The following is a 21,230-nucleotide window of genomic DNA, read 5'->3' on the forward strand; positions in this document are numbered from 1 at the left end:
CATGGGTGCCGTGCCGAAGACGAAACTGACCGTCGCCGAGTACCTCGCCATTGAGAAACAGGCGGAGTTCAAGAGCGAGTTCTACGCCGGCGAGATGTTCGCCATGGCCGGCGCCAGCAGGGAACACAACCGGGTGAGCGAGAACCTGAGCGGCGAGTTGCACGCCCGGCTCAAGGGTGGGCCGTGCCAGTCATTCTCTCGCGACCTGCGGGTACGCATCCAGCGGACTGGGCTGTACTGCTACCCGGACCTGGTAATCGTGTGCGACGAGCCCGAGTTCGCCGAGGAAGATAAAGACACCCTGACCAACCCGCGGGTCGTGTTCGAGGTGCTGTCGCCGTCCACCGAGCGGTACGACCGCACCACGAAGTTCCTGCACTACCAACGGCTGCCGTCGGTGCAGGAGTACGTGCTGGTCGCCCCGGACCGGGCGTGGTGCGAGCGGTACGTCCGACAGCCGGACGGGGCGTGGTCGCTCGTGCAGTTCGTCGGCCTCGACGCGACGCTGGAGCTGAAGTCGGTGCCCGTCGCGGTGCCGCTCGCCGACGTGTACGCCCGGGTCGAGTTCCCGCCGCCGGAGCCCCGCCCGTCGGCGTGACGCGGCCGCGCCAGCCGACCCGCCCGCAAGCCGCCTTGACCGCCGCCCCGCCCGCCGGTATGCCCCGTCGCATCACAAGTCATCCCAGGAAGGTCGGGACCGGATGCGCCGGGTTGCCGGGGCGTTGCTCGTCGTCGCGTGTGCGGCCGTGGTCGGGTGCCAGTGGTGGCCCCGCGCGGACCGCCCCGGACCCGCCCGCGCCGCCCTCCCCGACGCCGCCCCGGACGGCGCCTACGTCGAGTCCGTGCTCGTCGAGCGGCCGGTCGGCGACGACGTGCTCGACCGCGAACTCTGGACCACCGCCAAGCCGCCGATGCCGGCCGAGACGGACGTGATCCTGACGGAGAACGGCCTCCGCGTCCGCGTCGTCAGCGGCAACCTCCCCTCGTCCTTCCGCCGCCTCCTCGAAACCGACGGCGTCGACCCGCACGGCTTCACGTTCGGCGCGCGGCCGGACGTGGTGGTGCCGACGGCGACGCCGCCGGACCCGTGCTCGTTCCGCGTACTGGCCGACCTTGCGGGGACGCGTCGCGACGTGACGCTGAAGGGCGCCCGCTGCGGCATCCTGGTCCGCCCGGCGTGGGCCGGCGACGGTCGGCTGAAAGTGTACTGCGAGCCGCAACTGCAACACGGTGAGCGGGCCGACGTGTTCCGCCCGAACGGCGACGGCACTGGTCTGACGGTGGCCGGCGAGGTGCCGACCGAGCGGTACCCGGGCCTCGGCTTCGAGGTGACCCTCGGGCCGGACGATCATCTCATCATCGGCTCCCCGGCGGCGGCTGCGGGGACGCTCGGCGAGGCGGCGTTCACCGCCGAGGCGGACAGCGGCCCGCGGCAGCGCGTGCTCCTGATCCGCGGCGGGTGGCGCGGCCCGCCACCGACCGCCGACGCGGCCCGCAGCCGCCGTGCGGTCGCCGCGATCGCCGGGGCGGATACGCGCTAACGGCCCATTCCGGTGAGGATTTCCAGCGTCACGCGGCCCTTCTCGGTGTCGGACAGGTATATCCGCTCGCCCTTGCAGTACTCCTCGACGTAGGCCTCGATCACCTTCCGCAGTTCGCCCTTCTCGATGCCGGACAGGTCGAACACGCCGAGGGCCGCGAGCTTGGCGATGAACCGCTCCGTGATCCGCTGCCGGTGCCGGTCGGTGACGGAGCCCGCCGGCCGCGGCGTACCATCGGCCGGCCGGGCGGCAGCGTAGGCGCCGCTGCCGGCAACCGCTCGCGGCTGCGTGCCGCCGCCGGCAGAACCGATGGCCGAGAACACGCCAGACCCACTGACCGGTGGCGACGGCGTCGACGGCGCTTCAGCCACCGGTACCTCGGCGCGGACGAACGCGGCCAGTGGCGACGCCCCGGACGCGGCCGGCGGGATGACGGCGACGGCCCGGAAGCCGTTGCCGAGCCGCACGTCGAACACTGATTCGGGCAGGCCGGGTGCCAGCGCCTCGCCCTGTCCGCGGACTTTAGCCAGCACCTCGTCCAGGTGCTCCTCGTCGCGGAAGCGGACGTTCGACGGCAGCCAGACCGTGCCGCGGCGGGCCAACACCGCCTGGAAGCCGAGGACCGTGATCTCGGCGACGGTCGGGTCGGTGAACAATTCTTCGAGCGGGCCGAAGCCGAACGCCTCCTCGGCGACCTCGCGGGCGAGTTTGGCGCGGTCGGCCGGGTTGAGGCGCGTGGCCTCGCTCTCGATCAGCGTGTCGGCCAGTTGGCGGGCGGCCTCGGCGAACAGCGACGGCGGCATCCGCCGGGCCTTCAGCGCGGCGAGCCGCTCGTCGAGCTTGATGAGGAGGCGGGTCTTGACGACCTCGTACCCGCTGAGAGTTTGGCCGACGCCGGTCGGGCGCGGCGGCGGGCGGAGGAGCGAGGCGGACGGGCGCGGAGACGACATGCGCGGTGTCCTGGGGTGGGGACCGTCGTACCAGCCTAGTACACCGGCGGCCGGCGTGCGCCGGAAACCGGCGCCGCCGCGGTGCTTGACCCGCCCCCCGGTCTGTGCGACAGTCGAGGCGCCATGATCTCGCTCACCAACCCCGCCGTCCGCTCCGCCGACCGCGTCGCACGTCGCGAGTGGCTCCGCGTCGGCGGCCTCGGCGCCGTCGGGCTGTCGCTCCCGCACCTGCTCGCCGCGCAGCCCGCACCCACGCCGGCCCCGCCGCTGGCGTCGGAACTGGGTAGCACGTTCGGCCGGGCCAAGAATTGCATCTTCCTGTGGCTCCAGGGCGGCCCGCCGCAGCACGAGACGTTCGACCCCAAGCCCGACGCCCCCGTCGACATCCGCGGCCCGTTCCGCCCCGTCGCCACGAGCGTGCCCGGCGTCCGCTTCTCGGAACTGCTGCCGCGCACCGCCGCTCAGGCGCACCGGCTCGCCGTCATCCGCTCGCTGTCCACCCGCGACGACAACCACGACGTGAGCGGCTATTGGCTCCTCACCGGCTACCCCTACGGCCCCGGCAGCGCCCGGCAGATCAAGCCGAGCGACTGGCCGTACTTCGGTTCCGTGCTGCGGATGCTGAAGCCGAGCGAGCGGTTGCCGGCGCTCACTTCGGTCTGGTTGCCGGACCTCATGCGGCTGAACGACAACGTCACGCCGGCGGGCCAGACGGCGGGGTTCCTCGGCAAGGTGTGGGAGCCGGCGCGGTTCGTCGGCGACCCGGCCGCGGCCGACTACCACATCGACGGCCTGACCCTGCAAGCCGACCTCGCCGCGCGGGCCGCCGGGCGGCGGGACTTGCTCGCCGGATTCGACCGCGGCTTCGACCTGCGCGGGCGGAACGAGCCCGTCGAGGCGTGGGACCGGCTCTCGCACCACGCGCTCGATTTGGTCACGTCCGGGGCGGCGCGGGCGGCGTTCGACCTGGGCAAGGAGCCGGCGTCGCTCCGCGACCGGTACGGCCGCCACACGTGGGGCCAGAGTTGCCTGCTGGCACGGCGGCTGGTCGAGGCGGGGGTGCGGCTCGTCCACGTCAACTGGCCGCGCGACCCCGGCGACTCCGCCGTGGACAACCCGTTGTGGGACACCCACGCCCAGAACGCGGACCGGCTCCAGGACTCGCTCTGCCCGATGTTCGACGTGTCGTTCGCGGCGCTCCTCGACGACCTGGCCGAGCGCGGCTTGTTGGGCGAGACGCTGGTGGTGGTGGTGGGCGAGTTCGGCCGCACGCCGCGGATCAACGCCCAGGGCGGCCGCGACCACTGGGGGCACGTCTTCAGCATGGCACTGGCCGGGGCGGGCGTCCGCGGCGGGAGCGTGGTCGGCGCCAGCGACAAGAACGGCGCGTACCCGACGACGGACCCCGTTCGCGGCGGCGACCTGACGGCGACAATCTTCCACCTCCTCGGCGTGGACCCCGGCGGGATGTTCCACGACCGCACGACCCGCCCGCACCCGATCACCAAGGGCGAGCCCGTCGCGTCGGCCCTGGGGTCGTCCGCGCCCGCGCGTCAGGCCGCAGGCGGCGACCCGGCGTTCGTACCGCCCTACGACCCGGCGCCGATCCTCGACCCGACGTTCGCGGCGCGTGGGCCGCTGATCGCGGCATCGCCGCCGACACGCGACAAGGGCTGGCGCGCGGACCCCACCGCGGGGCCGTTGCTGGTGCGGAAGGAGGCCGGCGGCGTGTTTCTCGGCTGCGCCGGCGAAGTGCCCGCGGGCACGCGGGCGGTGCTGGCGCAGGAAATCCGCAACGCCCGCGGCGGGCGCTACACGTTTACCGTTCGTGCGGCCGGCGGCGCGGCGACCGCGGAGGAATACGAGCGCGGCTTTCTGGCGCACACCACGTGTCGGTTGGTGCTGTTCCGCTTCCGGGACGCGAAGAAGGACGTGCGCGCGGTGGACGAGTTGGCGGCGGCCGAGTTCCGACCGGCGTTCGGGGCTGCGGGCGAGTTCCGGGTCGAGCGGTTCCTGGCGTCCGCGGCCCCGGGCGCGAATTTCCCGATCGGCAACGGCCTGGGTGTGGCCGTGGTGCTGACGGTGAACCGCGCCCTGACGGCGCGGGCCGGCGTGCGGGTGGCGACGGCGGAGGTGGCGTTCAGCCCGGCCCCGCGGTTCGACAACGACGACCGGTGACGGCGGTGGCGCGAAATCGGACCGCCCCGCCGGCGTGGAACGGGTACGGACCGGCGGCCGCGCCGCGGTCGATTTCGCTTGACGTGCCGCCGCCGCGCCCGCACCTTCGACGGTGCCGCACACGCGCCCCAGAGACCCCGCCATGACCCGCACCACAGCCGCCGTCGTGGTCGCGCTCGTCGCCGCCGCGGCCGTCGCGCAGACCCGCCGGCCCGCGCCGCCCGCCGGCGCCCCGGTCGTCAGTCGGCTCGCGGCTCACCTCGGCGACAAGGCACTCGTCGACGAGTTGAAACTCTCCGACGAGCAGGTGAAGGCGCTCCGCAATGCCGCGGCCAAGTCGCCCGGCGGCGAGTCCGCGATCGCGGCGAAAGTGAAGGAAGTGTTGTCGGCCGAGCAGTACGCCCGCGCCGTGCAACTGATGGCACAGGACGCGCTCCGCACCGGCCGTGGTGCCGTCGTCACGCCCTCGGCCCTCGTCACCGTCCCCGCCGCCACCCTCCGCCGCTACCCCGAACTCGTCGAGGCCGCCAACCTCACCCGCGAGCAGAAGCGCCGGGCCGCCGGCGGCCCGGCGCAGCCGAACCCGAACTTCGGCGGCCCGCAGCCCGCGGAAATGAGCTACGGCGGCCTCCCCGGCGGCGCCCACATCCTGCTGACCCCGGAGCAAACGGCGGCCCTCACCCGGTTCGTCGGCCCGCTCCGCACCGCGCCGTTCGGCGTCGCCCCCGGCCCGACTGACGCCACCGTCACCGCCATGCGGCCGACGTTCGCCGGCAACGGCCCGCCGTGGCAGCGGGTGATGACGGCGGTGAACAACCGCGGCGAACTGAAGCTGAACGAGAAGCAGGTCACGACCTTGAACGACCTGTCGAACCGCGCCCGCGGCGTCGTCCGGTTCAACGCCGACGGCTCGGCCCCGAACCCGCCGCCGCAGCCGCTCAGCCCGGCCGACACCGAGAAGGAACTGGCCAAGGCGCTGAACCCCGAGCAGATGACGCGGCTCAAGCAGATCGAGCGCTGGCAGCAACTCCCGCCCGGCGGCGACGCCACCGCCAAGTTCGACCTCCCCGGCGTCACCACCGAGGTGGGGCTCGACTCCAGGCAGAAGACCGACCTGAAGGCCGTGTCCGCCGCGCACCGCGCCAGGGCCGCGGCGGCGCTGAAGGCCGCCAAGTCGGCGGCCGACCTGAAGGTGGAACTCGCCGCGGCCCGCGCCGATACCGACGTGGCGGTGGATAAGCTCCTGAGTGACGCGCAACGCTCGAAGCTCGGCGAGCTGTTCGGCGCCGACTACCGCGGCGGCCCCGCCCGCAACGACAACGATATCTTCCGCCGCATTCGCAGCGCCAGCTACGGCATGTACCAGTTCGAGCTGATGATCGTGAACCGGTTCGGCGGCACCGCCGAGGACCTGCGGCTGAGCGAGGAGCAGAAGGCGGCGTTCACCGCGGCCGAGCGCGACTACTACCAGCAACAACGGAACGGCGGCGTCGACTACGAAGCGCCCGAGGCCGAACTCGCCAAGAAGATGGGCGAGCAGTCCAAGGCCATGCAGAAGGTGTTCGACGACGTCTTCACCGCCGACCAGAAGAAGCGGTTCCGCGAGCTGTGCATTCAAGCCCGGCAAGCGCTGAACGCCCAGCAGCTCGGCACCGGCGGCATGTACCCCGCCACCGGCGTCCCCGGCGTGGCCGACGAGCTGAAGCTGACCGCCGAGCAGCGGAAGCGCATCCGCGAGACCGGCGACGAGGATGCTGTGCTGACCGCGGAACAGCAGTCGCAGCTGAAGCGAATGACCGGCGTGCCCATCGCCGGCGGGTTCAACTTCGGCGGCGGCGGGCGGAGCCGACCGACGCCGCCCAGCGCCCGGCTGCTGCTGCTGCACGCCGGCGCGGCGCACGCCGACCTGGGGCTGAACGCCGAGCAGGCGTTCCTGATCGCCGAGACGATCGAGGAGCACGCCGCCGAGCTCCGGCCGCCCACGACCGGCCGCACGGGCGAACTCGGCGGGTACGTCGAGCCGCCGCAGCCGGAGGCCGTCGAGGACACGGTGAAGGCGTGCGAAAAGGCGGTCAACACGGTATTGACCGCGGCCCAGCGCGACCGGCTGGGGCAACTCGTGCTCCAGGTCGCGGCGCACGGCAGCCTGACGACGACGTTCGCCAGGCCGGAGGTGGCCGCGAAGCTGGCGCTCACCGTCGAGCAGAAGGCGACGCTGGCCGAGATCGCGGCCGACTTCCGCGCCCGGGTGGCTCAAGTGAACGGACTCCCGGGCACGGCCGGGTGGATGGAACTACGCCAGAAGGCGATCGCCGACGCCCGCACCTCCGCCCGCGAGCGGATGACCGCGGTGCTGACAGCGACGCAGGCGCGGGCGTGGCGGGCGCTGACCGGCCCGGAGTGCCCCGCCGTCGCCGCGGCCGCGAGCGGCGACGCCGCCGGCGACCCGTGAGCGTCAGTCGAGCGGCGTGAGGAACCAGTCGCGGGCGGTCACCGTGACCGTGCCCGGGGCGGGGTAGCGCTCGCCGGTGACGCGCTCCAGCGCCCACCCGCAGGCGTTGTTCACGGAGTTCAGGCCCGGCCGCTTGTCGGTGTAGAACCGCCGCAACACCGCCTCCCCCGCCGACAGCCGGCCCAGCGATACGGCCGCCATCCGCCGCACCCGGTCGTCCTCCAGGTCGCCCGGGTTCACGGCACTCAGCCGGCCCTCGAGCACGGCCACGACCGCGGGCGGCCCCTTCCCCTCGTGGATCAGCCCGAGCGCCCACGCCGCTGCCGCCCGCGCCTCGGCGCCGGCCGGGTTCCCCGTCGGCGATGCCTTCGGCGCCAGCTTCCGCAGCACCGCGTCCGCGGGCTGGTACTTCGCCCGGCCGAAGAACTGCGCGAGGTGCGACAATTGCACGTCGGCCGCCGCGTCAGTCGGACTCGGGGTGGCGAGCGCGCGGTAGCGCTGCTCGAAGTAGCGGAGCGCCGGCGCGAGGGTGTCCGGCTCCGCGAGCCGGCGCAGCGCCCAGGCTGCGGTCGTGAGTACCTCGGGCCGGTCGTGCCGCAACAGTGCCACGATGCGGGGGGCCGCCGGGCGGTGCTCCAGGTCGGCGAGGAGCAGCGTCGCCTGTTCCAGGCCGCGCCAGTCCGTGCCGGCCAGGACGCGCTCGGCGTCGCCGATCACCGCCGCCTTCCAGTCTTTGGACAGGTCGTGGAGCCCCAGGCGGGCGCGGCGGCGGACTGCCGGGTGCGGGTCGTTCAGGCGCTCGGCCAGGAGGCGGACGTGCGGCACACTCGGCCGGCGGTGCAACACCTCGACGCCGATCCCGCGCACGGCCGAGTCGGGGCTGGCGAGTACGGTGTCGAGCAGTGGAAGGACGTGGCCGGGGTCGAGCTCGACGAGCCGGGCCAGCGCGACGGCGGCGACGGCGGGTTCGGCGTCGCGGCCGAGCGCCTGAAGTTCCTTCACCGCGTCGGAGCCGTGCCGTCGCAGCAGCGCTGCGGCGACGAGCCGATCGGTAATGGTGCCAGCCGCGAGGGGGCGGGCGTCGGCCTCGGAGCCGGTCGTGCGAATCTCCGCGAGGGCGCGGGCGGCTTCGAGGCGGACGGCGGCGGGGGCGGTGCGGTCGAGCGCGAGGTCGCGCAGCCGGGGCGCCGCGGCGGGTTCGCGGACGCCGCCGAGGGCGCGGACGGCGTGGACGAACCCGCGGCGCGACGGCGGCTGGGCGATGCGGTCGAGCCACGTGGCGCGGGCGGGCTTGTAGTCCCAACGGGAGAGGGCGGGGTCGGCGAACTCGTGCAGGTCGGCGTCGGCCGCGGCGGCGCGGGCCAGGACCGCGGCGGCGTCCTTCGCGTCGAGCACGACCAGCGCCCGCGCCGCGGCGAGTCGGACCGTGGGGTGGGCGTCGGGCCGGTCGAGTTCGCGGGTCAGCGCCGGCACGGCGACGTGCATCCCGGCGATGCCGCGCTCGTGGGCCCGGGCGACGGCCTGAGCGGCCTGCGCCTTCAGGTCGGCCTCGGGGCGGCCGAGCGCCTCGACCCACAGGCCGGGGAGCCGGGCGGGGAGTTGGTGGACGACCCGTGGTAGCGGTAGTTCCGGGTCGTGGTACATGACCGAGTCGGCGTCGTCGGCGCGGGCCGACGAGGCGACGAGGGCGAGTAGCAGGGCGGCGCGGCGGGCGTGCATGGGGTACAGGGTAGGGCGCGGCGAGCCGCCTGACGGCTCGCCGGCCTACGCCCGCTGCGCGCCCGGCCGACCCGCCTCGACCGCGAACGACGCCCCCGTCTGCACCGGGCCGCCCGGCTTCAGCACCTCCGGCACGATCTGGTAGTCGGCCTTCCACTCCTTCGGCGTCACCGCGCAGCGGACGTACCCGCGCTGCCGGTTGTGGTACTTCACGAACGGGTTCTCGCGCAGCAGCACGTCCACGCCCTTCGGCTCGGCCACGCCGTTGCCGCCGCTCGAAATGCTCGTCCCCACGAACTCCGTCGCCACCACCGGCGTCTCGGGCCGGCGGTCGTCCACGCGGAGGTCGTTCACCCAGTTCGAGTGAATGTCGCCGGTCAGTACCACGGGGTTCGGCACGCGGCGGTCGGCGACCCAGCGCATCAGCCCGATCCGCTCGTGCGCCGCGCCCGGCCACTGGTCCATCGAGTACTTACGGTCGGCGCCGGCGGCCAAGTCCACGAGGCCCATCATCACCTGCTGCGCGAGCACGTTCCACGTCGCGTCGGAGCGGAGCAGCGCGGCCTTCAGCCAGTCGGCCTGGCGGGCGCCGAGGAGCGAGCCGTGCGGGTCGAGGGCCGCGTCGTTGAGGTCGGCGGCGCGGTCGCCGTTCGGCTGGTCGGTGCGGTACTGGCGGGTGTCGAGCACCTGGAACGCCGCCAGCCGGCCGAACCCGACGGTGCGGTACAGCGTGAGGTGCGGGCCGCGCGGGACGCACGTCCGCCGCAGCGGCATGTTCTCGTAGTACGCCTGGTACGCCGCCGCGCGCTGGACGAGAAAGGCCGCCGGGTCCACCGCCGTCTCGGCCTTCTCGTTCTTCTCCGAGATGTCGTTGGCGTAGTTGTTGTCGAACTCGTGGTCGTCCCAGGTCACCACCCAGGGGAAGCGGCGGTGAACCTCCTTCAGGTGCTCGTCGCCCCGGTACTGGGCGTGGCGGTTGCGGTAGTCCTCGAGCGTGACGATCTTCGTCTTCTCGGGGCCGACGTGCTTGCGGACGCGCTTCTCGGCCCCGGGGTACTCGTAGATGTAGTCGCCGAGGTGAACCACCAGGTCGAGGTCGTCCTTCGCCATGTGCTGGTACGCGGTGAACAGCCCCTGCTCGAAGTGCTGGCACGAGGCGAACGCGAACCGCAGCCGCTCCGGGCTCGCGGTCGGGGCCGGCGCCGTGCGGGTGCGGCCGACGGGGCTCGTCGCGTCGCCGGCGCGGAAGCGGTAGAAGTACCACCGGTCCGGCCGCAGCCCCTCCACCTCGACGTGGACCGAGTGCCCGAGCTGCGGCGTCGCCACCGCGTCGCCGCTGGCCACGACCGACTTCATCGCTTCGTCGTCGGCCAGTTCCCAGCGGACGACGACGTTCTCCGGCCGCATCCCGCCGGCGGGGGCCAGCGGCTCGGGGGCGAGGCGCGTCCACAGCACCACGCCCGTCGGCGCCGGGTCGCCGGACGCGACGCCGAGGCTGAACGGGTCGGCGGCAAAACCGGGCCGCTGGATCACGCGGCCGACGGCGCGGGCGCCGACGACGGGCAGCGCGGCCAGGGCGGCGCCGGCGGCCAGGAACAGGCGGCGCGACACGCCGCCCTCGGAGCGGACGGCGGCGCGCAGGTCGGCGGGGTGAAGCACGGTAGAACCCTCGGGTGATGGGGATGTGGTACGAAGCCGTTCGGCGGCGCGGCGCGAAGATCCGGTCAAGGTTCGGTGAGCGGATACGATGACCACCCACCCACGGGACCACGCATGTTCCGACTATTCGCCTGTGTTTTCGCCGTCGCCCTGTCCGCCGCGCCGGCCGCGGCCGCGCCGCAGACCGAGAACGTCCTCTGGGTCATGCTCGACGGCCTCCGCTGGCAGGAGGTGTTCACCGGCGCCGACGAGGAACTGCTGAACAAGGACCGCGGCGGCGTCAAGGACGTGGCCAACTGCAAGGCCCGCTTCTGGCGCGACACCCCGGAGGCCCGCCGCGAGGTGCTGCTCCCCTTCCTGTGGGGCACCGTGGCGAAGGGCGGCCGCGTCTACGGCAACAAGCTCGTCGGCAGCCCCGGCCGCGTCACGAACATGTTTAACGTCTCGTACCCCGGCTACAACGAAATCCTGTGCGGCTTCCCGAACCCGCTCATCACCGGCAACACGAAGTTGTACAACCCGAACGCCACCGTGCTGGAGTGGCTCCACGGCAAGCCCGGCTTCAAGGACCGCATCGCCGCCGTCACGTCGTGGGACGTGTTCCCCTACATCATCAACGACAAGCGGAGCGGCATCGCGGTCAACTCCGGGTTCACGCCGCTGACCGGCCTCCCCGACACGCCCGACCTGCGCCTCCTCAACAAGCTGATGACCGAGACCGGCCCCGACGGCGAGGAGACGCGCCTCGACGCACTCACGCACCGGGCGGCGCTGATGGTGCTCGCCGCCAAGAAGCCGCGGGTGCTGTTTGTCAGCTACGACGAGACCGACGCCCACGGGCACGGCGGCCGCTACGACCGGCTGCTGGCGGCGGCGCAGAAGAACGACCGGTTCGTCCGCGAGCTGTGGGACGCGGCGCAGGCCATGCCCGAGTATCGCGGCAAGACGACCCTCGTCGTCACCACCGACCACGGCCGCGGCGACGCGCCGGTCGGATGGAAGAACCACGGGGCGAAGGAGGCCGGCGCCGAGTTCTGGTGGGCGGCGGTCCTCGGCCCGGACACGCCCGCGGGCGGCGAAATCCGCGACACGCCGACGACGCAAGCCCAGGTGGCGGCGACGGTTGCCGCGGCGCTGGGGTTCGACTACCGGGCGGCGGTGCCACGGGCGGGGGCGGTGCTGCCGGGGGCGGTGCGGCCGTAGCCGACGATCAAAGGTCGGGCCGAATCCATTGTGTGTACCCGACCCCCCCGGGGGGTCGAGGCACGAATTGAGTCCATGCCACAAAAGTATGTTGGAGCGACGCCGGGGCTCGGAACCAGGCACTCGCCGCGCCGATAGGATAACCGCGTCACCGGTCCACACGCCGCAGGAGGCGGGCGATGATCGCCGTCACGGGGGCTGCCGGGTTCATCGGCTCGAACCTCGCGCTCCGCCTCGCCGCCGCGGGGCACGACCTGATCCTGGTCGATCACCCGCTCACCCCCGCGAAGGCCGCCAACCTCGCGGACCTCGCGCGGTTCCGCGTCCTCGACCACGAACAATTCCTCACCCTCCTGGAACGCGACCGCCCACAGCTGTCCGGCGTATTCCACCTCGGCGCGTGCAGCCGCACCACCGAGACGGACTGGGCCTACCTCGACCGCAACAACGTCCGCTACACCCGCACCGTGTGGGAGTGGTGTACCGCGAACCGCTGCCCGCTCGTGTACGCCTCCAGCGCCGCCACGTATGGCGACGGCACCCGCGGGTTCGACGACCGCACGCCCGCCGCGGAGTTGCTGCCGCTCAACCTGTACGGCAAGAGCAAGAACGACTTCGACGCCTGGGTGCAGGACGAGCTCCGCGCCGGCCGCCCGACGCCGCCGGGGTGGGCGGGGATGAAGTTCTTCAACGTGTACGGCCCGCGCGAGGACCACAAGGGCGGCATGGCCAGCGTCGTGTGGCACGCCTACCGCCAGGTGAAGGACACCGGCGAGGTGCGGCTGTTCCGCTCCACCGTGGCCGGCGTCGCCGACGGCGAGCAGCGGCGCGACTTCGTGTTCGTCGGCGACTGCATCGACCACATGCTGTGGCTGTGGGCTCACCCCGCGGCGTCGGGTATCTACAACAGCGGGACCGGACACGCGCGGACGTTCCTCGACCTGACCCGGGCCGTGTTCGCGGCACTGGGCCGCGAGCCGGCCGTCCGGTTCGTCGACATGCCGGCGGCGCTGGCGGCGCAGTACCAGAGCTACACCCGCGCCGACGTGTCGAAGCTCCGTGCCGCCGGGTACGACGCCCCGCCGACGGCGCTGGAGGCCGGCGTGGCGGCGACCGTGGAATGGCTGCGGCGGCCGGCGTGACCCCGGGTTTTCAGGCCGAAGGCCTGGCAGCCCTCAGCCCAGGGCAACGCCCTGGGTACACGGCGCGCAGGCCTTCAGCCTGCACGGTGAATCGCACCGCCTACCCAGGGCGGCGGTCGCTGCGCTCTCTTGCCCTGGGCTGAGGGCTGTCAGGCCTTCGGCCTGAAAACCCAGGAACCGACTGGCCTCGAATCGAACTCATGAAGCTCCACTACCACACCAGCTACCCCGCCATCGATGACCTGCGCGAGGGCGCCCGGCGGCGCATCCCGCGGTTCGCGTTCGAGTACCTCGACGGCGGCTGCAACGAGGACGTGAACCTCCGCAAGAACACCGACGACCTCCGGCAGGTGGAGCTCAAGCCGCTGTACCTGACCCACTACCAGCCGTCGAGCCTCAAGACCGAGCTGTTCGGCCACGAGTACGACGCCCCGTTCGGCGTCGCCCCGATCGGCCTCCAGGGGCTCATCTGGCCCGGCGCCCCCGAAATCCTCGCCGCCGCCGCCGCCGAGCACAACGTCCCGTACATCCTCAGCACCGTCAGCACGGCGAGCATCGAGCGGATCGGTGAGATCACCGGCGGCCGGTTCTGGTTCCAACTGTACCACCCGGCCGACAACGCCATCCGCGACGACCTGTTCGACCGCCTCGACGCCGCGGGCTGCAAGACGCTGGTGCTGCTGTGCGACGTGCCGACGTTCGGGTTCCGCCCGCGCGACATCCGCAACGGGCTGGCGATGCCGCCGCGGATGACGGTCCGCAACATCCTGCAGATCTTCGGCCGGCCGACGTGGGCGGCGCGGACGCTGCTCCACGGCGCGCCGCAGTTCGCCACGATGACGAAGTACATGCCGAAGGGGCTGAACATGAAGCAGCTCGGCGCGTACATGAACGCCACCTTTTCGGGCCGGCTGAGCGAGGAGAAGATCGCCCCCATCCGCGACCGCTGGAAGGGAAACCTCGTCCTCAAGGGCGTGGCCACCGAGGAGGACACGGAGACGGCGGTGCGGCTCGGGCTCGACGGCGTGATCGTGTCGAACCACGGCGGCCGGCAGGTGGACGCGGGCGAGTCGGCGGTGCGGTCGCTGCTGCCGATCGCCGAGAAGTTCAAGGGAAAGCTGCGGGTCATGCTCGACAGCGGGGTGCGCTCGGGGCCGGACGTGGCGCGGGCGATCGCGTGCGGGGCCGAGTTCGCGTTCCTCGGGCGCACGTTCATGTACTCCGTCGCGGCGCTGGGCCGCGAGGGCGGCCAGCACGCGATGGCGATGCTGAAGCTGCAGCTGACGCAGGTGCTGGAGCAGCTGTGCTGCCACCGCGTCGCCGACCTGCCGAAGCACCTGCTGCGGAAGCCGGCGGGCTGACCCGTCGGTTGCCGCCGCGCGCACGGGGTAGCCGGGTTCCATCGAACGTGGTCCGCCCCCTCACCCCGCGTGCTTCGCCGCGACCCTCTCCCCCGAGGGGAGAGGGTGGGCCTTGCCGGTTCCCATCACGGGCGGGCATGGATCCGCGGCCGCGGGCTGGTGGTTCGTCCTGCGTCGGCGCGTGGTTGCCCACCCGTGCGTGGCGCGTGCCGCTCCCACCCTCTCCCCTCGGGGGAGAGGGTCGCGGCGAAGCACGCGGGGTGAGGGGGCGAACCACGCACGGGGTTAGTTCGGCAACCCCGCACGCACCTCGTGCACCCACCGGGCATGCGCCAAACACCCGCAACCCCCGAGCCTCACCCGTGGCCGTCCAGCCGATCGACCTGTCCCGCCTGAAGGTGCTGCCGCTCGCCGAGCGGCACAGCCTCACCCGCGCCGCCGACATCCTCCTCGACCCCGACGGCCCGCCCAAACCCTGCTCCGCGCCGAACACCGCGCTCATCGCCGAGTGCGCCGCGAACATCCGCGCCGCCCGCGAGCGCGGCGCCAGCGTGATGCTCGTCTACGGTGCCCACCTCCTCCGCAACGGGGCCGCGCGCGTCCTCGAACGCATGATGGCGAACGGGTGGCTGACGCACCTGGCCACGAACGGCGCCGGCACCATCCACGACTGGGAGTACGCCTGGTTCGGGGCCAGCACCGAGAGCGTCGAGATGGGCGTCGCCGGCGGCCATTTCGGCACCTGGCACGAGACGGCGACGAACATCCACCTCGCGGTCATGGCCGGCGCCCTCGACGGCCTCGGCTACGGCCGCGCCCTCGGCCGCTTCATCCACGACGACGGCGCCACCCTACCCGACCCCGCCGAGTTGGCCGGCCTCATCCGCGCCGACCCGCTCCACCCGCTGACGGCCGCGCGCGCCGACCTGCTGCGGGCGATGCACGAGCAGAACTGGCCCGCCGGCCGGGTGCGCGTCGAGCACCGGTGGAAGCACGCTTCCATCCTCGCGGAGGCGTACCGGCACGGCGTGCCGGTGACGGTCCACCCCGGCATCGGCTACGACATCGTCTCGAACCACCCGGTGTTCAGCGGCGCGGCGCTGGGCCGCGGCGGCGAGTGGGACTTCAAGCTGTTCGGCGGCTCGGTGGACGCGCTCGACGGCGGCGTCGTGCTGTCGGTCGGCTCGGCGATCATGGGGCCGCAGGTGTTCGAGAAGAGCCTCAGTTGCGTGAACAACCTTCGGCTCCAGGCCGGCCGCGGCGTCGTGAGCGGGCACACGATCTTCGTCGTGGACTTGCAGGACGGCGGCGGCTGGGACTGGACGAAGGGCGAGCCGCCGAAGACGAACCCGGCGTATTATCTGCGGTTCTGCAAGAGCTACTCGCGGATGGGCGGGGCGATGCACTACGCCCAGTGCGACAACGCCGCGTTCGTCCACCACCTGTACCGCGCGCTGGCCGGCGACCCGGCGCGCTGACCCCTACTTCGCGGCCGGGACCACGCGGACGGTGATCGTGTTGCTCGCCACCGTCACCCGCGGCACCTGCGCGAGCAGCGCCTTCACGCGGGCCTCCTCCGCCTCCTGGCCCTTGCGGAAGCCGTCGCCGAACCAGTTCCCGCGCGGCTCCTTCTCGGCGGTCGTCGCGTAGTGGAACCGGACGCGGTACTCGCCGGGAGCGGCGAAGTGCTCCGCCTGGAGCTGGTGGCTGCTGAAGAAGCCGCCGTCATCGACCCGCTGGTACGGGTCGAACGACTTGCCGGGGGCGACCTTGACGAAGTCCTTCTCCCGCAGCACGTTCATGTTCCCGCACCGGGAAACCCCCTTCACGGGCGACTTGCCGTCCGGGCCGGTGATGTCGAAGGTGCAGTACGGCAGCCGCCACTTGCAGTCGGAGGCGTCGAGGCTGCCGACCAGGTACATGTCGGCCGCGGTCTGGTTCGTCAGCGCGACGGTGATGCGCGGAACCTGCCCCTGCTCGACCGTCGGCGGCGCGGTGATGGTGCAGCCGACCGGCGGCCGCTGCTCCGGGATGGGGGCGGCTTGAACCGCGGCGGCAACCGCGGCGGTCAGGGCGGCGAGGTGCAGCGTCGGTCGCATCACGAACTCCCGGACGGAACAGAGTGATGGTCAGCCTACCCCGCCCACCCCGCCGCGGGCAACCGCGCCCGCGCGGGTCGTGACCGGGCCGTTACACGCCACCCGTGTCAATTCCGCCCCGGACGCCCGCCGACCCTTCACCCCGGTCCGGCGTCAGTCCTTCGCCCGCACGCAGACCAGCCAGCGGCGGCCCTTCAGGAACAGCGCCCCGTCGGCGACCGCCGGCGACGCCGGCCCGGCGTCGCCGAGGTCGTTCACGGCCAGCACCTCGGGCGTCGGCCCGGCCTTCAGTACGTAACTCTTGCCGGCGCTGGCGCAGTACACCCGGCCGGCCGCGTCGGCGACCGGGCTGCACGCCGTCTGCACGCCTGGCAGCCGCTCCGTGAACACCACTTCGCCCGTCGCCGCACGCACGCACCGCAGCACCTCCGGGCTGTGGAGTCGGTACAGGAACTCACCCACCGCCACCGGCGACGAGTAGCCCTCGGGCACCTGCGGGAGCTTCCATTTCACGTGCGTCTTGGTCACGTCGCCGGTGCCGGTCGGATCGACGGCCAGGCCCGGGCCGCCGCGTCCGCTGTCGGCGTAGACGAGGCCGCCGGCGAGTACCGGCGTCACGGTGTCGCCGCGGGCGTCGCACGTCCACAGCACTTTGCCCGTGGCCGGGTCCACGCCCTGCACCGCGTTCGACGCCGACACCAGGAGTTGTTGCTTGCCGCCGACCGTCGCCACGACCGGCGTGCTGTGCGCGAAGCCGATTTTGGGCCGCTTCTCCTCCCAGCGCGGCTCGCCGGTCTTGCGGTCGAGCGCCAGCAGCCGCGACTCGTTGCCGAGCTGATCGAGCTGGAGGATCAGCGTTTCGTCGAACAGAACGGGGCTCGCGGCGAGGGCCACGTCGAACTTGTGGGGCGTGAGCTCGCGGCGCCACACGGGCCGGCCGGCGTGGTCGAGCGCCGCGACGACGGCGGAGCCGAACACGACGTACACGCGCTCGGCGTCGGCGGCCGGGGTGGGGGCGGTGTAGCCGCCGCGGAGGTCGGAGAGGAGCCACGGGCCGGGCGGAACCTTCGTGTCCCACAGGAGCTTGCCGTCGGCCGCGGCGTAGCAAGCGACGTGGTGTTCGGGGAATGCCTTGGGGTCGGCCTTGCCGCCGGGCCAGTAACTGGCGGTGACGAACACCTTGCCGCCGACCACGACCGGGCTCGACTGGTTCTGGTCCTGCCCGGCCTTCGCCGCGACGCCGGGGAGGTCCACCTTCCAGGCGACGTTCGCGCCGTCCTTGCCGCCCCAGGTGAGGGGGAGGGCACGCTCGGCGGTGTGGCCCATGCCGGCGGGGCCGCGCCAGCCGGGCCAGTCGGCCGCGGCCGCGGTGCCGGCGCCGGCGAGGAGGACGACGAGCCGGAAGGTCATGGCGGGGCTCCGGGAGAGCCGCCAGTATCGGGGCGGCCGCGCGGCGCCGCAAGCGGCGAATCCCTTCCCTCCGGCCGGACGTGGGTTAGAATGGATTCACCCGCCTGAAGGACACCCCACCCCGATGCCGCTGGACTGGTCCCCGCTAACCGCCTTCCTGGCCCGTTACGACCGCCCGCTCCTCATGACGCACGTGCGGCCGGACGCCGACGGACTCGGGGCGCAACTCGCCCTCCGCGACGCGCTGCTGCGGGTCGGCAAGCGGCCGCGCGTGGCCATCGCCAGCAAGCTGCCGCCGCGGTACGCCTTCCTCGACCCGAAGCGCGAGGTGGTCGAGGACTTCCGCGGGGCCGGGGAGAACTTCGCCGACTGCGACGCCGTCGTGGTGCTGGACACCGGCACGTACAACCAGCTCGGCGACTTCGGCGACTACCTGAAGAAGCGCGACGTGCCCCGCGCCGTGGTGGACCACCACCGCACCCAGGACGACCTCGGCGGCCTCCGCTTCGTGGACATTACCGCCGAGTCCACCGGCCGGCTAGCCTACGAGATCACCCGCGCCCTCGGCCTGACGCCGACCGCCGAAGCCGCGAACCACCTGTTCATGGCCGTGGCCACCGACACGGGCTGGTTCCGCCACCCGAACGCGACCGCCGAGACGTTCGCCCTCGCCGCCGAGCTCGTGTCCCTCGGGGCGAACCCGACGGGGCTGTACGAGCAGCTGTACGAGGCCGCCCCGCTGGAGCGGCTGAAGCTGACCGGCGTCGCCATCGACCGGCTGAAGACGCGGGCCGGCGGGCGGGTGGCGTGGACCGAAATCGTGATGGCCGACTACCCCGCGACCGGGGCCGTGCCGGGCGACACCGAAGACCTGATCAACTACCCGCGGAGCGTGGAGAACGTCGAGGTGGCGCTGCTGTTCATCGAGCAGCCGGGCGGCGGCACGAAGATCAGCTTCCGGGCGCGGGCGCTGGACGTGTCGAAGCTGGCCGAGCGGTTCGGCGGCGGCGGCCACAAGCTCGCCAGCGGCGCCCGGGTGGAAAAGCCGCTGCCGCAGGTGCGCGAGGAAGTTTTGGCGGCCGTGGACGAAGCACTGGCCGCCGGCTGAGAACACGACGGAGCCTGCCGGTTCGGCCGGGCCTCGCGGCCCGGCTCTTGTCCCCGAGCGTCACTCCGCACAGGAGTCCCCCATGGCCAACCCCTCCCACCACGTCCCGAGCCACCCGGCCGCGCCGGACGAGCCCGCCCCGCGGTTCACGCTGCGGCACCTGCCGTTCGCGGCCAAGCTCGTCCTCTCGACGTTCCTCCTGGCCGTGGGCGTCGGCTACACGTCGGCGATGGTGCAGCTGCACATGCAGCACGGCGACCGCGACGGCAAGCCGCTGCCGACGATGGAGAACGTCGTCGCCGTGTTCGCCGGCAAGGTGTGGAAGAACCCCGGCGAGGTTGTCGACTCGCCGAGCAAGCTCGAAACCGTGGTCATGGGCAACCCGACCGGCAGCATCAGCGGGTCGAACATGGCCCCGGCGTTCTTCGCCCACGACGAGGCCGACTACGCCAAGCAGGCGAAGCAGCCGGGCCGCAAGGAGAAGCTCGACCAGGAGCGCGACGGCGAGCGGAAGGCGCTCGTGGCGTGGGCCAAGGCCGCCCCCGAGACGCGGGCGCAGGCGTACAAGGACAACCGGTTCAAGCTGCCGAAGGAGCTCGAAAAGCTGGTCCTGACCGTGGCCTACACCGACAAGTCGAACCCCGGCACAGTGCTGGTGAGGCAACTCCTCGAGGACCGGTGTGTCCGCTGCCACAAGCCCGGCGGCGAGAAGGGCGACATCCCACTGACGACCTACGAGGAAGTGGCCGCACTGATGCCGACGGCGGCAGCCATCCCGGAGGGCGGCGGGTACGTCGATTCCGGCCGGCAGATCGGCCTCGAAAAGCTGACACAGAGCACTCACGCCCACCTGCTCAGCTTCGCCGTGCTGTTCACCTGCACCGGCCTCGTCTTCGCCTTCACCGGGCTGCCCGGCATCATCCGCGGCACGGTTGGCCCGATCGTGCTGATCGCCCAGGTGGCCGACATCGCCTGCTGGTGGCTGGCGCGGCTGCCGGAGCCGTACGGCCCCGGGTTCGCCAAGGCCATCATGGGGACGGGGGCCGTGGTCGGCGTCGGGCTGATGCTGCACATCGTGTGCGGCCTGTTCGGCATGTACGGGCCGAAGGGGAAGACGCTGCTGGTGCTGCTGTTCGCCGGCGCGGCCGGCGGCGGCGCGGCGGCGTGGACCGGCGTCATCGACCCGTTCCTGAAGGCCGAGAAGGCCAAGGTCGAGCAGAAGGCCGCCGCCGAGAAGGAGGCCCGCGACAAGGACAAGCAGAAGGTCGCCCCGAAGGACGAGGGCAAGGGCGTGCCCGTACAGAACGGCGGCCCGTCGGGGCTCGAGCGCGTGCTGACCGGGCCGTGGAAGGACGCCAAGTGGGTGGCCGACGGCAAGGTGCCGGACGGCGGCATGGTGCGGGCGTTCTTCGACAAGGAATCGGATTTCAAGGACGCGCTGAAGTCCGACCCCGAACTGCTGGCGAAGCTGACCCCGCAGCGCGAGGGCGAGCGCGACGCCTTCCTGGCCTGGGTGAAGGCCGCCCCGGAGGCGCGCAAGAAGGGCTACGACGACGACGCCTTCCCGCTGCCGGAGGCGCTCGTGGGCAAGGCGACGCCCGAGTTCCTGGACAAGGACGGGAAGCGGCTGAAGGTGAAATTGCTGGTCGAGACGCGCTGCCTCAGTTGCCACGCGGACGGCGCCGACGTGCCGCTCGACACGTTCGAGGGGCTGTCTCGGTACTTCGCCCCGCGGGCTCGTGAATGACGAATGACGAATGACCCACCAATGACGAAGGAAGACGACGATTGTCTTCCTTCGTCATTGGTGGGTCATTCGTCATTCGTCATTTCGCAAGTCAGTCGCGCCGCCACATGCGGTCGTCGTGCCGCTCGCGGTTGCGGCGGAAGATGCCGGGCGTCACCGTCGGCGGCCGCTCCAGCGGCTCGGCCTGGCGGGCGAAGATGTTGATGCTCCAGAACGAATCGAGCTTGTCGTACATCCGGTCGATCAGGTTCTTCTCCTGCCCCGGCAGCGGCGGAAACGCCGAGATCGGGGCGATCACCTGATTCGGGCTCAGGCCGGTGCCGCGGAACACGTCGTTGGGCCGCCTCGGGTCGTAGGGGCGGGTAATGGGCGTGCCGGCCGGGGGCAGCGGCGTGCCCACCGGCGAGCCCACCGGTGAGCCGACCGGCTGCGGCGCCGACCCGGCCAGGTTGTAGCTCGAGCCGACGACCTGCCCCGGCATCGCCGACCCGCCGCCGGGGCGCGAGGTCGTGGTGGTGCCGGTGGCGGTGCCGGTCTGGGCCGAAGCCGTCCCGGCCGCGACGCCGAGCGCCGCGGCCGCCAGCAGGCGTCGCATCCGATGTCCCCCGAACGCAGCGATGGATCGCGTCCGTATGCCGCGGCGCGGCCGGGGTGTCAAGAC

16 protein-coding genes are annotated in these 21,230 nt (G+C 72.6%); 10 read left to right on the top strand and 6 right to left on the bottom strand.

The window, feature by feature from the left end; translation table 11 throughout:
* The first annotated feature begins 1 nt into the window (after position 1).
* Both ETAA1_RS05310 and ETAA1_RS05315 read left to right on the top strand, forming a co-directional pair.
* The gene (locus ETAA1_RS05310) at positions 2-598 is read left to right on the top strand and encodes a Uma2 family endonuclease (RefSeq protein ID WP_145234982.1); all 597 of its coding nucleotides are present in this window, start codon (positions 2-4) and stop codon (positions 596-598) included.
* A gap of 103 nt (positions 599-701) precedes the next feature.
* Positions 702-1,541 carry a hypothetical protein gene (locus tag ETAA1_RS05315; protein WP_145234984.1) on the top strand — a complete coding sequence of 280 codons (840 nt, stop codon included), beginning with the start codon at positions 702-704 and terminating at the stop codon, positions 1,539-1,541.
* Here the strand turns inward: ETAA1_RS05315 and ETAA1_RS05320 are convergent.
* Positions 1,538-2,491, bottom strand: a complete 954-nt coding sequence (locus ETAA1_RS05320; protein ID WP_145234986.1) for a hypothetical protein — start codon at positions 2,489-2,491, stop codon at positions 1,538-1,540. The two genes, ETAA1_RS05315 and ETAA1_RS05320, sit on opposite strands and share 4 nt — an antisense overlap.
* Positions 2,492-2,614: 123 nt before the next feature.
* Here ETAA1_RS05320 and ETAA1_RS05325 point away from each other — a divergent pair, with 123 nt between their 5' ends.
* Complete coding sequence (locus ETAA1_RS05325; RefSeq protein WP_145234988.1) at positions 2,615-4,669, top strand: DUF1501 domain-containing protein; 2,055 nt, start codon at positions 2,615-2,617, stop codon at positions 4,667-4,669.
* Between the two features lie 142 nt (positions 4,670-4,811).
* A complete protein-coding gene (locus ETAA1_RS05330) occupies positions 4,812-7,121 on the top strand; it encodes a hypothetical protein (RefSeq protein ID WP_145234990.1) in 2,310 nt (769 codons plus the stop codon).
* A gap of 3 nt (positions 7,122-7,124) precedes the next feature.
* Here the strand turns inward: ETAA1_RS05330 and ETAA1_RS05335 are convergent, their stop codons facing one another.
* Together ETAA1_RS05335 and ETAA1_RS05340 are read right to left on the bottom strand one after the other, a co-directional pair.
* Positions 7,125-8,840 carry a hypothetical protein gene (locus ETAA1_RS05335; RefSeq protein ID WP_145234992.1) on the bottom strand — a complete coding sequence of 572 codons (1,716 nt, stop codon included), beginning with the start codon at positions 8,838-8,840 and terminating at the stop codon, positions 7,125-7,127.
* Between the two features lie 45 nt (positions 8,841-8,885).
* Positions 8,886-10,499, bottom strand: a complete 1,614-nt coding sequence (locus ETAA1_RS05340) for an alkaline phosphatase D family protein (protein WP_145234994.1) — start codon at positions 10,497-10,499, stop codon at positions 8,886-8,888.
* A 114-nt stretch (positions 10,500-10,613) separates the two neighbouring features.
* Between ETAA1_RS05340 and ETAA1_RS05345 the strand changes: the two genes are divergently transcribed.
* The 4 genes from ETAA1_RS05345 (at position 10,614) to ETAA1_RS05360 (ending at position 15,683) form a co-directional block, all read left to right on the top strand.
* Positions 10,614-11,702 (top strand): alkaline phosphatase family protein, encoded by a 1,089-nt coding sequence (locus ETAA1_RS05345; RefSeq protein WP_145234996.1) that lies wholly within the window; start codon positions 10,614-10,616, stop codon positions 11,700-11,702.
* 179 nt (positions 11,703-11,881) lie between these two features.
* Positions 11,882-12,844 carry an ADP-glyceromanno-heptose 6-epimerase gene (rfaD, locus tag ETAA1_RS05350; protein ID WP_145234998.1) on the top strand — a complete coding sequence of 321 codons (963 nt, stop codon included), beginning with the start codon at positions 11,882-11,884 and terminating at the stop codon, positions 12,842-12,844.
* A gap of 200 nt (positions 12,845-13,044) precedes the next feature.
* The gene (locus tag ETAA1_RS05355; protein ID WP_145234999.1) at positions 13,045-14,205 is read left to right on the top strand and encodes an alpha-hydroxy acid oxidase; all 1,161 of its coding nucleotides are present in this window, start codon (positions 13,045-13,047) and stop codon (positions 14,203-14,205) included.
* 362 nt (positions 14,206-14,567) lie between these two features.
* Entirely contained in the window at positions 14,568-15,683 is a 1,116-nt protein-coding gene (locus tag ETAA1_RS05360) for a hypothetical protein (RefSeq protein WP_145235001.1), read from the top strand.
* A 3-nt stretch (positions 15,684-15,686) separates the two neighbouring features.
* Here ETAA1_RS05360 and ETAA1_RS05365 read toward each other — a convergent pair whose 3' ends face one another.
* Entirely contained in the window at positions 15,687-16,304 is a 618-nt protein-coding gene (locus ETAA1_RS05365; RefSeq protein WP_145235003.1) for a hypothetical protein, read from the bottom strand.
* A 153-nt stretch (positions 16,305-16,457) separates the two neighbouring features.
* A complete protein-coding gene (locus tag ETAA1_RS05370) occupies positions 16,458-17,714 on the bottom strand; it encodes a PQQ-binding-like beta-propeller repeat protein (RefSeq protein WP_145235004.1) in 1,257 nt (418 codons plus the stop codon).
* A gap of 124 nt (positions 17,715-17,838) precedes the next feature.
* Here ETAA1_RS05370 and ETAA1_RS05375 point away from each other — a divergent pair, with 124 nt between their 5' ends.
* Together ETAA1_RS05375 and ETAA1_RS05380 are read left to right on the top strand one after the other, a co-directional pair.
* On the top strand, positions 17,839-18,822 hold the full coding sequence (locus tag ETAA1_RS05375; RefSeq protein WP_145235006.1) for a DHH family phosphoesterase: 984 nt from the start codon (positions 17,839-17,841) through the stop codon (positions 18,820-18,822).
* A gap of 82 nt (positions 18,823-18,904) precedes the next feature.
* Positions 18,905-20,569 carry a hypothetical protein gene (locus ETAA1_RS05380; protein WP_145235008.1) on the top strand — a complete coding sequence of 555 codons (1,665 nt, stop codon included), beginning with the start codon at positions 18,905-18,907 and terminating at the stop codon, positions 20,567-20,569.
* Between the two features lie 91 nt (positions 20,570-20,660).
* Here the strand turns inward: ETAA1_RS05380 and ETAA1_RS05385 are convergent, their stop codons facing one another.
* Positions 20,661-21,164: a hypothetical protein gene (locus ETAA1_RS05385; RefSeq protein WP_145235010.1), complete on the bottom strand. Its 504-nt coding sequence runs from the start codon at positions 21,162-21,164 to the stop codon at positions 20,661-20,663.
* Positions 21,165-21,230: the final 66 nt, after the last annotated feature.

It is taken from the genome of Urbifossiella limnaea (assembly GCF_007747215.1).
Classification (GTDB): domain Bacteria; phylum Planctomycetota; class Planctomycetia; order Gemmatales; family Gemmataceae; genus Urbifossiella; species Urbifossiella limnaea.

Excerpts from the sequence above, each read along its gene's own strand:
- ETAA1_RS05325 (WP_145234988.1), top strand. The coding sequence starts at position 2,615 with ATGATCTCGCTCACCAACCCCGCCGTCCGCTCCGCCGACCGCGTCGCA.
- ETAA1_RS05320 (WP_145234986.1), bottom strand. The coding sequence starts at position 2,491 with ATGTCGTCTCCGCGCCCGTCCGCCTCGCTCCTCCGCCCGCCGCCGCGC.
- ETAA1_RS05330 (WP_145234990.1), top strand. The coding sequence starts at position 4,812 with ATGACCCGCACCACAGCCGCCGTCGTGGTCGCGCTCGTCGCCGCCGCG.
- ETAA1_RS05335 (WP_145234992.1), bottom strand. The coding sequence starts at position 8,840 with ATGCACGCCCGCCGCGCCGCCCTGCTACTCGCCCTCGTCGCCTCGTCG.
- ETAA1_RS05380 (WP_145235008.1), top strand. The coding sequence starts at position 18,905 with ATGGCCAACCCCTCCCACCACGTCCCGAGCCACCCGGCCGCGCCGGAC.
- ETAA1_RS05385 (WP_145235010.1), bottom strand. The coding sequence starts at position 21,164 with ATGCGACGCCTGCTGGCGGCCGCGGCGCTCGGCGTCGCGGCCGGGACG.
- rfaD (WP_145234998.1), top strand. The coding sequence starts at position 11,882 with ATGATCGCCGTCACGGGGGCTGCCGGGTTCATCGGCTCGAACCTCGCG.
- ETAA1_RS05370 (WP_145235004.1), bottom strand. The coding sequence starts at position 17,714 with ATGACCTTCCGGCTCGTCGTCCTCCTCGCCGGCGCCGGCACCGCGGCC.
- ETAA1_RS05355 (WP_145234999.1), top strand. The coding sequence starts at position 13,045 with ATGAAGCTCCACTACCACACCAGCTACCCCGCCATCGATGACCTGCGC.
- ETAA1_RS05315 (WP_145234984.1), top strand. The coding sequence starts at position 702 with ATGCGCCGGGTTGCCGGGGCGTTGCTCGTCGTCGCGTGTGCGGCCGTG.
- ETAA1_RS05310 (WP_145234982.1), top strand. The coding sequence starts at position 2 with ATGGGTGCCGTGCCGAAGACGAAACTGACCGTCGCCGAGTACCTCGCC.
- ETAA1_RS05365 (WP_145235003.1), bottom strand. The coding sequence starts at position 16,304 with ATGCGACCGACGCTGCACCTCGCCGCCCTGACCGCCGCGGTTGCCGCC.
- ETAA1_RS05345 (WP_145234996.1), top strand. The coding sequence starts at position 10,614 with ATGTTCCGACTATTCGCCTGTGTTTTCGCCGTCGCCCTGTCCGCCGCG.
- ETAA1_RS05375 (WP_145235006.1), top strand. The coding sequence starts at position 17,839 with ATGCCGCTGGACTGGTCCCCGCTAACCGCCTTCCTGGCCCGTTACGAC.